This window comes from Pseudomonas sp. M1 (assembly GCF_022760135.1).
Lineage (GTDB): Bacteria > Pseudomonadota > Gammaproteobacteria > Pseudomonadales > Pseudomonadaceae > Pseudomonas > Pseudomonas citronellolis.
This window is the reverse complement of sequence record NZ_CP094343.1, coordinates 669,030-682,409: the sequence shown is the minus strand read 5'-3', so window position 1 is coordinate 682,409 and position 13,380 is coordinate 669,030. Positions and strand designations below refer to the sequence as shown.

At 68.9% G+C, this 13,380-nt stretch carries 17 protein-coding genes; 14 read left to right on the top strand and 3 right to left on the bottom strand.

Annotation, left to right across the window (positions count from 1 at the left end; translation table 11 throughout):
* Positions 1-50: 50 nt before the first annotated feature.
* Positions 51-1,331: an acetyl-CoA C-acetyltransferase gene (locus tag PM1_RS02940; protein WP_009613221.1), complete on the bottom strand. Its 1,281-nt coding sequence runs from the start codon at positions 1,329-1,331 to the stop codon at positions 51-53.
* A gap of 167 nt (positions 1,332-1,498) precedes the next feature.
* Between PM1_RS02940 and PM1_RS02935 the strand changes: the two genes are divergently transcribed.
* Positions 1,499-2,854, top strand: coding sequence for a 3-oxoacyl-ACP reductase (locus PM1_RS02935; RefSeq protein WP_009613223.1), 1,356 nt, complete (start codon positions 1,499-1,501; stop codon positions 2,852-2,854).
* A gap of 396 nt (positions 2,855-3,250) precedes the next feature.
* On the opposite strand, the gene PM1_RS02930 is transcribed toward PM1_RS02935, so the two are convergent.
* A complete protein-coding gene (locus tag PM1_RS02930) occupies positions 3,251-4,243 on the bottom strand; it encodes an AraC family transcriptional regulator (protein ID WP_009613226.1) in 993 nt (330 codons plus the stop codon).
* Between the two features lie 212 nt (positions 4,244-4,455).
* Between PM1_RS02930 and PM1_RS02925 the strand changes: the two genes are divergently transcribed.
* The 9 genes from PM1_RS02925 to PM1_RS02885 all read left to right on the top strand — a co-directional run bounded on the left by PM1_RS02925 (position 4,456) and on the right by PM1_RS02885 (position 9,331).
* Complete coding sequence (locus PM1_RS02925) at positions 4,456-5,313, top strand: MaoC family dehydratase (protein WP_009613228.1); 858 nt, start codon at positions 4,456-4,458, stop codon at positions 5,311-5,313.
* A gap of 48 nt (positions 5,314-5,361) precedes the next feature.
* Positions 5,362-5,670, top strand: coding sequence for a MazG-like family protein (locus tag PM1_RS02920; RefSeq protein ID WP_009613230.1), 309 nt, complete (start codon positions 5,362-5,364; stop codon positions 5,668-5,670).
* Positions 5,663-6,415, top strand: coding sequence for a methyltransferase (locus PM1_RS02915; protein ID WP_009613232.1), 753 nt, complete (start codon positions 5,663-5,665; stop codon positions 6,413-6,415). The genes PM1_RS02920 and PM1_RS02915 overlap by 8 nt, the downstream gene beginning before the upstream one ends.
* Before the next feature lie 58 nt (positions 6,416-6,473).
* Positions 6,474-7,064 (top strand): DUF4136 domain-containing protein, encoded by a 591-nt coding sequence (locus PM1_RS02910; protein WP_009613234.1) that lies wholly within the window; start codon positions 6,474-6,476, stop codon positions 7,062-7,064.
* 120 nt (positions 7,065-7,184) lie between these two features.
* Complete coding sequence (locus PM1_RS02905; protein WP_009613236.1) at positions 7,185-7,748, top strand: DUF4136 domain-containing protein; 564 nt, start codon at positions 7,185-7,187, stop codon at positions 7,746-7,748.
* Positions 7,745-8,230: a GNAT family N-acetyltransferase gene (locus PM1_RS02900; RefSeq protein WP_009613238.1), complete on the top strand. Its 486-nt coding sequence runs from the start codon at positions 7,745-7,747 to the stop codon at positions 8,228-8,230. Before PM1_RS02905 ends, PM1_RS02900 begins: the two co-directional genes overlap by 4 nt.
* Complete coding sequence (locus tag PM1_RS02895; RefSeq protein WP_009613240.1) at positions 8,217-8,591, top strand: DsrE family protein; 375 nt, start codon at positions 8,217-8,219, stop codon at positions 8,589-8,591. Before PM1_RS02900 ends, PM1_RS02895 begins: the two co-directional genes overlap by 14 nt.
* Positions 8,588-9,052, top strand: a complete 465-nt coding sequence (locus tag PM1_RS02890; RefSeq protein ID WP_009613242.1) for a glycine cleavage system protein H — start codon at positions 8,588-8,590, stop codon at positions 9,050-9,052. Before PM1_RS02895 ends, PM1_RS02890 begins: the two co-directional genes overlap by 4 nt.
* A gap of 72 nt (positions 9,053-9,124) precedes the next feature.
* The gene (locus PM1_RS02885) at positions 9,125-9,331 is read left to right on the top strand and encodes a hypothetical protein (protein ID WP_009613244.1); all 207 of its coding nucleotides are present in this window, start codon (positions 9,125-9,127) and stop codon (positions 9,329-9,331) included.
* A gap of 7 nt (positions 9,332-9,338) precedes the next feature.
* Here PM1_RS02885 and PM1_RS02880 read toward each other — a convergent pair whose 3' ends face one another.
* Positions 9,339-10,964 carry a methyl-accepting chemotaxis protein gene (locus PM1_RS02880; RefSeq protein WP_009613245.1) on the bottom strand — a complete coding sequence of 542 codons (1,626 nt, stop codon included), beginning with the start codon at positions 10,962-10,964 and terminating at the stop codon, positions 9,339-9,341.
* Between the two features lie 191 nt (positions 10,965-11,155).
* On the opposite strand from PM1_RS02880, the gene PM1_RS02875 reads away from it, so the two are divergent.
* From PM1_RS02875 to PM1_RS02860, 4 genes are all read left to right on the top strand, one after another.
* Positions 11,156-11,830 (top strand): M15 family metallopeptidase, encoded by a 675-nt coding sequence (locus tag PM1_RS02875; protein WP_009613246.1) that lies wholly within the window; start codon positions 11,156-11,158, stop codon positions 11,828-11,830.
* A 170-nt stretch (positions 11,831-12,000) separates the two neighbouring features.
* Positions 12,001-12,177: a hypothetical protein gene (locus PM1_RS02870; protein WP_009613247.1), complete on the top strand. Its 177-nt coding sequence runs from the start codon at positions 12,001-12,003 to the stop codon at positions 12,175-12,177.
* Between the two features lie 64 nt (positions 12,178-12,241).
* Positions 12,242-12,838 carry a GrpB family protein gene (locus tag PM1_RS02865; RefSeq protein ID WP_009613248.1) on the top strand — a complete coding sequence of 199 codons (597 nt, stop codon included), beginning with the start codon at positions 12,242-12,244 and terminating at the stop codon, positions 12,836-12,838.
* A 132-nt stretch (positions 12,839-12,970) separates the two neighbouring features.
* A complete protein-coding gene (locus PM1_RS02860; RefSeq protein WP_009613249.1) occupies positions 12,971-13,300 on the top strand; it encodes an excalibur calcium-binding domain-containing protein in 330 nt (109 codons plus the stop codon).
* Positions 13,301-13,380: the final 80 nt, after the last annotated feature.

The window sequence follows — 13,380 nt, the reverse complement described above, 5'->3', positions numbered from 1 at the left end:
CGGAGTTGCTGTTACATCGTGGGCCGGCCACAGCCGCCCGATGTATTGGATTACTTTTCCACGATCGCGGTCACACCTTGCCCGCCCGCCGCGCAAATCGAGATCAGCCCGCGCCCTTTCCCGGCCGCGTCCAGCAGCTTGGCCAGGTTGGCGACTATGCGACCGCCGGTGGCGGCGAAGGGATGGCCGGCGGCCAGGGAGCTGCCCTTGACGTTGAGTTTGCTGCGGTCGATCGAGCCCAGCGGCGCGTCCAGGCCGAGGCGCGTTTTGCAGTACTCGGCGTCCTCCCAGGCCTTGAGGGTGCACAACACCTGGGCGGCGAAGGCTTCGTGGATCTCGTAGTAGTCGAAGTCCTGCAGGCTCAGGCCGTTGCGCGCCAGCAGCCGCGGCACGGCGTACACCGGCGCCATCAGCAGGCCTTCTGCGCCTTCGCCGACGAAGTTCACCGCCGCCGCCTCGCCGTCGCGCAAATACGCCAGGATCGGCAGGCCGCGCGCCTTGGCCCAGTCCTCGCTGGCCAGCAGCACCACCGAGGCGCCGTCGGTCAGCGGGGTGGAGTTGGCCGCCGTGAGGGTGCCGCGCGGGCCCTTCTCGAACACCGGCTTGAGGGTGCCGAGCTTTTCCAGGTTGATGTCCGGGCGCAGGTTCTGGTCGCGGGTCAGGCCGCGGAACGGCGTCATCAGGTCGTTCTGCCAGCCCTCGGCGTAGGCCGCGGCCAGCTTGATGTGGCTTTCGTAGGCGAGCTTGTCCTGCTCGTCGCGGGGAATCTGCCAGGTCTGCGCCATCAGCTCGCAGTGCTCGCCCATGGACAGCCCGGTGCGCGGCTCGCCGTTCTTCGGGATGTGCGGCATCAGGTGGCGCGGGCGGATCTTCAGCAGGCTCTTGAGCTTGTCGCCGTTGGACTTGCCGCGGTTGGCCTCCAGCAGGATGCGCCGCAGCCCCTCGTTGACGCCGATGGGCGCGTCCGAGGTGGTGTCCACGCCGCCGGCGATGCCGCAGTCGATCTGCCCCAGGGCGATCTTGTTGGCCACCAGGATCGCCGCCTCAAGGCCCGTGCCGCAGGCCTGCTGGACGTCGTAGGCCGGGGTCTGCGGGGCCAGGCGGGTGCCCAGCACGCATTCGCGGGTGAGGTTGAAGTCCCGCGAGTGCTTGAGCACCGCGCCGGCCACCACCTCGCCCAGGCGCTCGCCGTGCAGGTTGTAGCGCTCGATCAGGCCGTCGAGGGCGCAGGTCAGCATCTCCTGGTTGCTCGCCGTGGCGTAGACGGTGTTGGAGCGGGCGAAGGGAATACGGTTGCCGCCGACGATGGCGACCCGTCGGGTCTGGGTCATGCAAGGCTCCTTGCGGGCTGAGCGGGTTCTGGCGCACAGGCTAACCTTAGCCGGTCCCGTCGCATTGGCCGCCCCGCCATGGCGCAGGTCAGCGCGGTCAATTGCGCGGAACTGGTGCCTGCGTAGAGTGGTCGGCACTTCGAGTATCCGTGCAGGAGCCCCCGTCCATGACCGATCGCTACATCGCCTTCGCCAACTCCAACGTCGGCCGCCGCCTGGTCGGCGCCTTCGGCCTGCCTGCGCCGGTACGCCTGGAACGCTGGAGCGCCGGGCGCACCCGGCCGGTGGATGGCGCCCTGTTGCTGGGCGGGGCGGGCAACCTGGGCGAGGCCGTGCTGGGCTTCAGCCAGCGCCTGACCGACGCCGTTTACGCCGCCGTGGAAGGCCAGTACGGCCTGCCGCGCTGGACCGCCGAGCACGGCCCGAAGCTCAAGGCCATGGTGTTCGACGCCAGCGGCCTCACCGGCTTCGAGCAACTGATCGAACTGCGCAACTTCTTCCAGGCCGCGCTCAAGGGCCTGGACCTGTGCCCCCACGTGGTCATCCTCGGGCGCGCCCCGGAATCGCTGAAAGACCCCATCGCCGCCAGCGTGCAGCGCAGCCTGGAGGGCTTCAGCCGCTCCCTGGGCAAGGAGATCCGCAGGGGCGGCAACGTGCAGCTGCTGTACGTCGGCAAGGGCGCGGAAGACCAGCTCGAAGGCGCCCTGCGCTTCTTCCTTTCGCCCAAGAGCGCCTACGTGTCCGGCCAGGTGATCCGCCTTTCCGCCTACGCCGGCCAGGTGCAGGACTGGAGCCGCCCGCTGGTGGGCAAGCGCGCCCTGGTCACCGGCGCCGCCCGCGGCATCGGCGCGGCCATCGCCGAAACCCTGGCCCGCGACGGCGCCGAGGTGGTGCTGCTGGACGTGCCGCCGGCCAAGGACGCCCTCGACGCCCTGGCCGCGCGCCTGGGCGGCAAAGGCGTGGCCCTGGACATCTGCGCGCCGGATGCCGGCGAGAAGCTGGTAGAGGCGCTGCCCGAAGGTGTGGACATCGTGGTGCACAACGCCGGCATCACCCGCGACAAGACCGTGGCGAAGATGAGCGAGGCGTTCTGGAACTCGGTGATCGACGTCAACCTCAAGGCCCCGCAGGTGCTCACCCAGGCCCTGCTCGACGCCGGCAAGCTGCGCGACGACGGCCGCGTGGTGCTGCTGGCCTCCATCAGCGGCATCGCCGGCAACCTCGGGCAGACCAACTACGCGGTGAGCAAGGCCGGCCTGATCGGCCTGGCCCAGGCCTGGGCCCCGGCCCTGGGCAAGAAGGGCATCAGCATCAACGCGGTGGCCCCGGGCTTCATCGAAACGCAGATGACCGCGGCCATCCCCCTGACCATCCGCGAGGCCGGCCGGCGCATGAACTCCATGGGCCAGGGCGGCCTGCCCCAGGACGTGGCCGAGGCCGTGGCCTGGTTCGCCCAGCCGGGCAGCGGTGCGGTGAGCGGGCAGGTGTTAAGAGTGTGTGGGCAGAGTTTGCTTGGGGCGTGAGGGCCGGCCTGCATCGCAGGAGGTACAACCGTCGTAGGATGGTGTTGAGCGAAGCGATACCCATCACCACGGCAGCATGGGTATCGCAAGCTCAACCCATCCTACGAAGAGCACCTCGGCGCAAGACAGTTGCCCCTACGATCGTGCATTCCCACACGATAGCGCCCAACCCACCTGTAGGAGCGCGCCCTGCGCGCGATTCGCGGGCAGGGCCCGCTCCTACAAGGTTAATGCCGAACCTTCGCCCCACGCCGGACAAGCCCGCGGGGCGCGCAGCCGAGGGCTGGGGAGAGGGCGCTCTTCAGGACAAACACCAAAGCCACCGGCAGAACAGCGTTCGCGAGCAAGCTCGCTCCTACGAAAAGCCATGCCCTCCCGTCGCGAGGTTCGCCCCTCTCACACCTTCCCGCGCTTGCGAAACTCCACCGGCGTCTCCCCCACCCAGCGCTTGAAGGCGCGGTAGAAGGTGCTCGGCTCTGAGAACCCGGTACGCTCGACAATCACCTCGATACGCTCGTCGGTCTTCAGCAACAACTCCTTGGCCAACCGGCAGCGATAGTCGGTAACCAAGTCGTTGAAGCGCACCCCGGCCATGGCCAGGCGCTCGCGCAGACGCCGGGCCGGCATGTCCAGGCGCGCCGCCACCTGCTCCAGGGTGGCGCCGCCGTCCACCAGCAGCTCGCCGATCAGCTCGCGCACCTTGCGCACCAGGTCCAGGCGTTCCACCTCGGCCAGTTGCCGGCGCGCCAGCGACTCGTGCATGCGCAGCAGCTCCGGCGCGGCGTGGCGCGAGGGCTTGTCCAGCACCTCGGCGTCGAAGACCAGCGCATAGCGCTCGGCGCCCAGGCGCACCGGGCAGCCGTAGACCTGTCGATAACGTTCGGCGGGGGCGCCCTCGCCGTGCATCAGCTCCACCTCGTGGGGCCTGAAGTCGCCCTCGGTGAGCGCGTGGAACAGGCGGATCACCGCGCCGGCGAGCATTTCCGGGAAGTGCCGGTTGGTCCCGGCGCTGTGGCCGAGCAGCAGCACGGCGCGCTCGCCCTCCACTTCCAGGCGGGCGTTGAGGGTATCGGAGAGCAGGCGCACGTAGCGCAGGGCGTGGCGCAGGCCCTCGCCGAAGGTGGCGCTGGAGAGGAACAGGTATTCCAGCAGCAGGCCGTGGAAGGCCGGCAGGTGCCCGGCCAGGTACAGGCCGACGTGCTCCTCGCCGCATTCCTCGGCGGCGGCCTTCCAGAACAGGTTCTGCGCGCTATGCGGGAAGCGCCCGGCCGGCAGCGAGCCCGGCGGCAGGCCAACCCGGGCGAGCACACGGTCGGGATCGCTGCCGCTGGCGCGCAGCGCGTCGATCACCGGGCGCATCAGCGCCACATCGTCGGTCAGATCGTGCATGGTATTTATTCTGGTTATCCATGAAGCGGGCCCATCTTAGGCAGCTTTCCTACCGCCTCTCAAGTAACACGCCATGGCAGCGGTCGAATTATCCACAAGCCCCATGCCAGAGCCGCCGATTGACCGGCCTGCCGCCACACTGCCCCGCCCCGGCCAATGCCCGGCCGGGCCCGGCGGCTAAGCTGAAGGCAATACCGCTCAGGAGATTCCGAATGCCCAAAGACTGGCTGGACCTGTCCGCCCCACCCGCCCTGCCCGGCCTGTTCCTGCGCGCCGCCGTGCGCCGCGGCCTGCGCGGCCGCAGCCTGCCCACCCGCGGCGTGCGCGCGCCGGTGATGGTCGACGCCCGGAACCTGGAGCGCTACCGCCAGGTGTGCGGCTTCAGGAACGACCACCTGCTGCCGCCGACCTATCCGCACATCCTCGCCTTCGGCCTGCAGATGGGCCTGCTCACCGACGCCCGCTTCCCCTTCCCGCTGCTGGGCCTGGTGCACCTGGAGAACCGTATCAGCGTATTGCGCCCGCTCGGCGGCCTGGGCCCGTTCCAGGCCAGCGTGCGGGTGGCCGACCTGCAGCCCCACGACAAGGGCGTGACCTTCAGCCTGATCACCCAGCTGCACGACCAGCTCGGCCTGCTCTGGGAAGGCGACAGCCGCCTGCTGTTCCGCGGCATGCGCCTGGAAGGCACGCCGCCGGAACGCGAGGAACAGCCCGAGCTGCCGCTGGAGCAGATCGACCACTGGCAATGCCCGGCGGACATCGGCCGGCGCTACGCCCGGGTGGCCGGCGACTACAACCCTATCCACCTGTCGGCGGCCAGCGCCAGGCTGTTCGGCTTCCCCCGCGCCATCGCCCATGGCCTGTGGAACAAGGCGCGCAGCCTGGCGGCCCTTGGCGAGCGCCTGCCGGCGGCCGGCTACCAGGTGCAAGTGCGCTTCCAGAAGCCGGTGCTGCTGCCCTCCAGCGTCACCCTGCTGGCCAGCGAGGTGGCCCCGGCCGGGCAGTTCGCCCTGCGCGGCGAGGACGGCCTGCCGCACATGGCCGGCGCCTGGAAACCGCTCGACGCTTGATGCGGCGCCGCTGAAGCCGGAAGCTATGGGGCTCCCAAGGAGCCCCCGATGAACCTCGACGAACTCACCGCGCGCCTGCACGCGATCCGCGACCACAACGATTGGAAGCGCTTCCACAGCCCGAAGAACCTGGCCATGGCCGCCAGCGTGGAAATGGCCGAGCTGGTGGAAATCTTCCAGTGGCTGAGCGAGGACGAGTCGCGCCAGCTGCCCGCCGACAAGCTCGCCCACGCAGGCCAGGAGATCGGCGACATCGTCCTCTACCTGCTGCTGCTCTGCGCCGAACTGGGCCTGGACATGGACCAGGTGGTGCGCGCCAAGCTGGCCGACAGCGAAAGGCGCTTCGTGCATGGCTGACCGGCATTTCGACGAACTGGCCACGCGCTTCGCCGAGAAGATCTACGGCGGCGCCAAGGGCGCCATCCGCCTGGCCGTGCTGCAGGCCGACCTGGCCGAAGCGCTGCCCGAGCGCCCGCTGCGCGTGCTCGACATCGGCGCGGGCCTGGGCCACATGGCGCTGTGGCTGGCCGAACGCGGCCACCAGGTGACCCTCGCCGAACCCGCCGCGCCCATGCTCGAAGGCGCCCGCCAGCGCTTCGCCGAGGCCGGCCGCGCGGCCACCTTCATCGAGGCGCCCTGGCAGGCGCTGCTCGGCCAGCTCGACGAACCCTACGACCTGGTGCTGTGCCACGCCGTGCTGGAATGGCTGGCCGAGCCCCAGGCCATCCTCCCCGTGCTGCACCAGCTGACCGCCCGCGACGGCTGGCTGTCGCTGGCCTTCTACAACCGCGACGCGCTCATCTACCGCAACCTGCTCAAGGGCCACTTCCGCAAGCTGCGCAAGCAGCGCTTCGCCGGTGAAGGCCAGAGCCTGACGCCGCAGCAGCCGCTGGACCCGCGCGAGCTGGAAGCGGCCATGGCCGGCAGCTGGAACATCGAGACACGCAGCGGCGTGCGGGTGTTCCACGACTATATGCCGCAGGAGTTCCAGCACAAGGCCGAGCCCCTGGACCTGGTGGAAATGGAACTGGCCTACCGCCGCCACCCGGCCTTCGCCGGCCTGGGGCGCTACCTGCACTGGCTGTGCCGCCCGCGCGAATAGGTGCACAATCGGCGCATCACCGTCGTCGCCCGCGCCCCGGCGCGGGCGGGAGCCCCGCATGTCGCCACGCCTGATCCTGCTGCCGCTGCTCGCCGCGCTGGCCGCCTGCCAGAGCCACAACCCCTACACCAGCCAGTCGCTGCCGCCACCCCCGGTGCCGGCCCAGGCCAGTGCCCCGGGCTTCGACCCCAGCGCCTACCCGGCCGCGCCGCCGGACTACGGCCGCTACCGCTCGTGGAACTGGACCGGCGCGCCCAGCGGCGCCACCACCTACGGCAGCTCGCTGCAGGACGCGGTCAGCGAAGGCCTCGACCAGGTCGGCCTGCGCCCGGCGCGCCCCGGCGCCACGCCGGACCTGCGCGTGAGCGCGCGGGTCAGCAGCGAGCAGCGCACCCGCCAGGTCACCGACTACTACGGCGGCGGCTACTACGGCGGCTGGAACGATCCCTGGTACGGCGCCTCCATCCCGGTGACGCGGACCTACATAGTGCAAGTCAACGTGGTGCGTATCGAGCTGTACGACGCCCGCGACAACCACGCCGTCTGGGTGGCCTCGGCTGAGTACCAGCCCAGCGGCAACCAGAGCGAACAGGCCCGCGGGCTGCGCGAAGCGGTGCGCAAGGCGCTGTCGGGCTACCCGCCGCACTGAGGCGCTTGTCCGGCTTTGCTGCCAGAAAACTGCGGAATAGGGCCATTTCGAGGCATTCCGCCACTTGCCTTTACGCACGCGCTGAGCTTCGATGAAGACTCTGTCTGGAGTATGCCGATCATGATCCGCCGTCTGTTGTTGCTGGGCCTGCTGCTGGGCCTGGCCGCCTGTGAGACCGTCAACCTCAGCCGCGACTACGATTCCAGCCGCGACTTCGCCGCCTACCGCAGCTGGGCCTGGGCGCAGCCGGCCTTCGAATACCGCCCGGACGACCCGCGCATCAAGAGCGACCTCACCGAGCAGCGCATCCGCTCGGCGGTGGCCGACCAGCTCGACCAGCGCGGCCTGCGCCCAAGCCAGGACGGCGCCGCGCCCGACGTGACGGTGCGCGCCTACCTGATCGTCGACCAGCGCCAGGACCAGGTCACCACCTACACCGGCGGCTACTGGAACGGTTATTGGGGCGGCTACTGGGGCGGCCCGGCGATGGCCGAGTCGCGCACCGTGACCTACAAGGTCGCCACCATCCAGGTCGACCTGCTCGACGGCAAGGACGGCAAGCTGGTATGGCGCGGCAGCGGCGAGCAGATCATGCGCAGCAGCCCGCCGACCCCGGCCGAGCGCGAAGCGGCCATCCGCGAGACCGTGCAGAAGGTCCTCGCCCAATACCCGCCACACGGATGAGCCTGCAGCATCGCCCCGTGGAAGCCGGCGACCTCGCCGAGGTGGCCGGCTTCGTGCGTAGCGCCGACGAACTCTTCTACGCCTACCCCAAGGCCCGCTGGCCGTTCAGCGTCGAACAGCTCGCCGCCGCCGTGGCCGAGCGCCGCGCCAGCACCCTGGCCCTGCTCGACGGCCGCGCCGCCGGCTTCGCCAACTTCTACCAGAGCCTGCCCGGCGAGTACTGCGCGCTGGGCAACATGATGGTCGCGCCCAGGGCCCGCGGGCACGGCGTGGCGCGCTACCTGATCGGCGTCATGGAAGACCTCGCCCGGCGCGACTACGCTGCACCGCTGATGAAAATCTCCTGCTTCAACGACAACGCCGGCGGGCTGCTGCTCTACGCCGGCCTGGGCTATCGCCCGGTGGGCATCGTCGAGCGCCAGGCGCCGGACGGCCGCCGCGTGGCCCTGGTGCAGATGGAGAAAGCCCTTGGACCGGCCTGACATCCAGCGCGTGCTAATCATTGTCAGCAGCGGCCCGAGCACCCCGGCGCGCTGCGCCGCGCCCTTCTACACCGCCACCCTGCTGGCCTGCATGGACGCCGAGGTGACGCTCTTCCTCAGCGGCGAAGGCGTGCAGCTGGCGCGCCAGGACGTGGTGGACAACCTCTACGCCGCCCCCGGCGGCGAACCGCTCAGCCACTTCATCCAGCAGGCCAAGGAAGCCGGCGCGCGCCTGCTGATGTGCCGCGCCCCCGGCGTGCCCATCGACGAAAGCGCGCTGATCGGCGAAATCGACGAAATCGCCAGCGGCGGCGAACTGGCGCGGATGATCCTCGAATACAACCGGGTGCTGACCCTGTGAAACTGCACGGCCTGGAGTTCCCCGACGACCTGCTCTACGCCCCGGACTACAACCTGTGGCTGCGCGAAGAAGCCGACGGCGCCGTGACCCTCGGCCTGAGCGCCTATGGCTGCGCGCTCTACGGGCAGATCTTCGCCTTCACCCCCAAGCGCGACGGCTGGCACATCGAGCGCGACCGCAGCTTCGGCGTGGTGGAATTCGCCAAGGCTGCATCCTCGGCGCGCTGCCCGCTGGCCGGCACCCTGCTGGTGAGCAACGAGGAAGTACAGCGCCGCCCCGGCCTGATCAACCTCGACTGCTACGGCGAAGGCTGGATGGTGCGCCTGCGCCCGGACGACTGGGCCGCCGCGAAGGCCGGCTTCGTCAGCGGCCAGGCGGCGCTGGAGGCCTTCGCCGAACGCATGCGCCTGGACGCCTTCGACCCCGAGGGCAACGACGTCCAGGCCCTGCGCCGCGACTGAGCTTAAGCCAGCCATAAGCTTCGCCGGCCTAGGCTGTGCGATCCGCAAGCTCCCCCACAGAAGGAGTCCACCATGCCCCGGCTTCCCGCGCTCGTCCTCGCCCTGCTCGCCCTCTCCGGCTGCGCCGGGCAGAGCAGCTACAACCTCGGCGCCATCGAGTCGCCGGTGAAGGAATCCTTCGGCCTCGACGACGTCGAACGGCAGCCCATGATGGGCGCACAGTTCCAGCAACAGGGCGGCTTCTCGTCCCAGCAGCAGCGCCTGCTGATGGGCCAGTGAGGCAGTCCTAGTCCACCCGGAAGCCCGCCAGCTGCTGCTGTTGCTCGACCGCCAGGCGGGCCAGTTCCAGGCTCGCCGCGGCGCTCTGCTCGGCGTTCTCCACCACGCTCTGGATGCTGTCGTTGAGCTGGGTGATGTTCTGGCTGATCTCATGGGCCACCGCCGTCTGCTCCTCGGTGGCGGTGGAAATCTGCGCGTTGCCGTCGGCGATGCGGTCGATGGCATTGGCGATGTGCCGCAGCGCCTCGCCGGACTCGCGCGAATGCCGCACGCTGTCCCCGGCCCGCTCGCGGGACTCCTGCATCACGCCCACCGCCTGGCGCGCGCCGCTCTGCAGCGAATCGATCATGCCGCGGATCGACTCGGTGGCCTTCTGCGTGTTGCTCGCCAGGCTGCGCACCTCGTCGGCCACCACGGCGAACCCGCGCCCGGCCTCGCCGGCCCGCGCCGCCTCGATGGCGGCGTTGAGCGCCAGCAGGTTGGTCTGCTCGGCGATGCTCTGGATCACCCCCAGCACGCTGCCGATCTCGTCGCTCTGGCTGTGCAGGCGGTCGATCACCTCGGCGCTCTCCTGCACCGCCTGCGACAGACGCTCGATGGCGCCCAGGTTGGCCTCCACCAGCTCGGTGCCCTGGTGCGCCTCGCGGCGCACGTCCTCGGCCACCCGCGCCATGTCCAGGGCGTTCTCCGCCACCTGCTGCACCGCGGCGCTCATCTCGTGCACGGCGGTGGCGACCATGGCGGTCTGGTCGCCCTGGCCGTTGGCGGCATCGCTGACCTGGGCGCTGATGGCGCTCATCTCCTCCGACGCGCTGGCCAGTTGCACCGAAGCGCCGCCCAGGTGGCGGATCAGCCGCTGGAAGTGTTCGAGCATGGTATTGAAGGCCTGGGCGGTCTGCGCCAGCTCGTCGCGGCCCACGGCCTCGGCGCGCAGGCTCAGGTCGGAATTGCGCTGCACCGTGGCGATGGTCCGGCCCAGTTGTTCCAGCGGGCGGTTGATCGAGCGGCTGACCAGCAGGCTGAACAGCAGCATGCCGACCAGCACCACCACGGCGATGGCCACGAAACTGGCCTTCATCGCCTGGTAACGCGCGGTGGAGGCCTGGCTCAGCCTTTCGCCCTCGCGGACCTGCAGCTGGGCCAGCTCCTCCAGCGCATCCCCCAGCGGGTCGAAGGCCGCATACAGGCGCCGGATGAAGCTGGCGTCGCTCTCGCCGCGCAGGCTGCCGTCGGTCTGTTCCTGCAGCGTGTCCACCAGCTTGTCCACCGCGGCCATGCGCGCGCGGATGCCGGCCACCATCTGCTGCTCGGCATCGGTCATCTTGCTGTCCTGCACCAGGCGCCAGGAGTCCGCGATGGTCTTGCGCGCCTCGCCGATGGCGCCGCGCAAGACGTCCACGTCGATCACCCCGGAGCGATACTTGTGCAGCGCATCCACCATGTTCACCGCATAGGCGTTGGAGATCAGGTTGAGCCGGTTCACCGGGCGCATGCGGTCGTTGAACAGCTCGTCGAAATCATCGTTGAGCTGGTCGGCGTTGTACGCCGCCAGCGCCATCACTCCGGCCAGCACCAGCAGGGGCAGGAACGCCAGCGACAGCAGGCGGGTACGTACGCGGATCTGGTTGAGCATCGCATCTCTCCTGGGCTGCTCGAACTCGTGCGCGGACCGCACAACCGCGATCCGCTCGTCTCGGCGAATGGATCGGCCCGCCAGGGGATAACTGGACCTGAGGATTAAGTAGGAAAAATCCCGCCATTTAGAGAGATGCGTCGCAGGAAAGGGCTGCTAGGGTGAAAGAAACCCCACGCCCGGGAGGCCGGATGCTCCGCCACGCCCTCGCCCTGCTCCTGCTGCTGGCCAGCCTCGGCGCCAACGCCGACCAGCCGGCGCAACCCGGCTTCGTCTACCTCGACCAGGTGCTGCAGCACGCCCATTACGAAGCGCGCTACTACAGCGGCGACAACTTCGTCGGCAGCCGCATCGACGGCTACGAAAGCCCGCGGGTGATCCTCACGAAGGAAGCGGCCACGGCCCTGGCCGAAGTGGAGCGCGACGTCGCCCTCAGCGGCCTGCAACTGAAACTCTTCGACGGCTACCGCCCGCAACGCGCCGTGGCCCACTTCCAGCGCTGGGCCGCGGACCTGGCCGACACCCGCACCAAGGACCGCTACTACCCGCACCTGGACAAGTCGGCGCTGTTCCGCGACGGCTACATCGCCAAGAAATCCGCCCACTGCCGCGGCAGCACCGTGGACCTCACCCTGGTCGATTCCAATACCGGCCAGGAACTGGACATGGGCAGCCACTTCGACTTCTTCGGCCCCATCTCCCACCACGGCACCAACCTGATCAGCGTGCAACAGACGCGCAACCGCGAAACCCTGCGCAGCGCCATGCAACGCCACGGCTTCGAACCCTACGCCAACGAGTGGTGGCACTACACGCTGAAGCAGGAGCCGTATCCCAACACCGCCTTCGACTTCCCGGTGAAATAGCTAGCGCACGCTTTTCGTAGGAGCAAGGGGGACGCCTAGTTCTTGCTCGCGAACGTGTTATCCGCTGATTGCGGAGTTGAGGCGGTTCGCGAGCGAGCTCGCTCCCAAGAGCATGGCCAACCCGCCCCCTCAGGAATAGGCTCAGCCAAAACCTGCAAACGGGAAGACCCATGAGTACCGTCGACGACCAGACCAACCCACACGCCAGCGACCAAAGGACGCAAGATCGCCATCGCTTGCGAAACCTCCTTCTGGCCGGCGCCGAATCCGCTCCCACAGAGCACGCCGATGCGGCCTTCTTCGAGCACCTGCGCAACCGAATCAAGGAACAGAGGAAGAAGCCCTAACAACGACGATGAACCTACGCACCAGCCCCAACGTCGAACGACAGCCCCTCAGCCAGGACACCCCATGACCCAACCCCCCACCTTCGACGGCCAACGCTGGAGCAACGCCGAAGCCGACCGCATCGAACTGGCCGAAGCCAACCCGGACTGGCCCCGGCGCTTCGCCGAGGAAGCCGACGCCATCGCCAGCGCCCTGGCCCTGCCCGGCCTGAAGATCGAACACTTCGGCAGCACGGCAGTACCCGGCCTGAAGGCCAAGCCGATCATCGACATCCTCCTGCTCCCGCCGCCCGACGCCGACTGGCAAAGCCTGGTCGCCCCGCTGGAAGCCCTCGGCTACCAATACTGGCGCGACAACCCGGCGCCGCAGCGGATGTTCTTCGTCAAGGGCATGCAACCCCGGGGCCAGGGCAGAACCCACCACGTCCATGTCATGAACCTGGCCGACGCCGACCGCCACCTGATCTTCCGCAACTGGTTGCGCAACCATCCACAGGACGCGGCGGAATACCAACGCCTCAAGGAACGACTGGCAGAACGCTTCCCCACCGACCGCGAGGCCTACACGCAAGGCAAGGACGAGCTGGTGGCCCGGATACTGGGCAAGGCCCTGCAAGAGGGCCGCGACTCAGGTGGATCGGTACAGGGAGCCAGGACGTAGGATGGGTTGAGCGCAGCGATACCCATGCGGTCACGGTGATGGGTATCGCTGCGCTCAACGCCATCCTACGCAGTGCAATGCCTGCGGGTTCGCCACTAAAATCCGCCCATCCCCCAGGACTCGGTGAACCTCATGAAGAAATGGATTTTGCTGATCGCCCTCGCCCTGCTCGCCTGGCAGTACATGGACAACCCGTCCTGGCAGAACCACTTCTCCCGCTCAAAGCCGGCCCCAATGAGCGTCGCGGATGATGCCGACGAACCGACCACCGACCTGATGCCGCCGGCGGCAAGCACCACACCCGCCAGCCCTGCTCTCGATGTCCGCTGCGATGGCCGCAAGTACTGCTCGCAAATGACCTCCTGCGCCGAGGCCAAGGCGTTTCTGCGCAGTTGTCCGGGGATGAAGATGGATGGGGACGGCGATGGGATTCCCTGCGAGGAGCAGTGGTGCAGGATGTAGCGTGATTGGGCCGGGCAACCAACGCCAGGCCGGGGCGTGAACCCATGCCGCCAATGATGGGTATCGCTGCGCTCAACGCC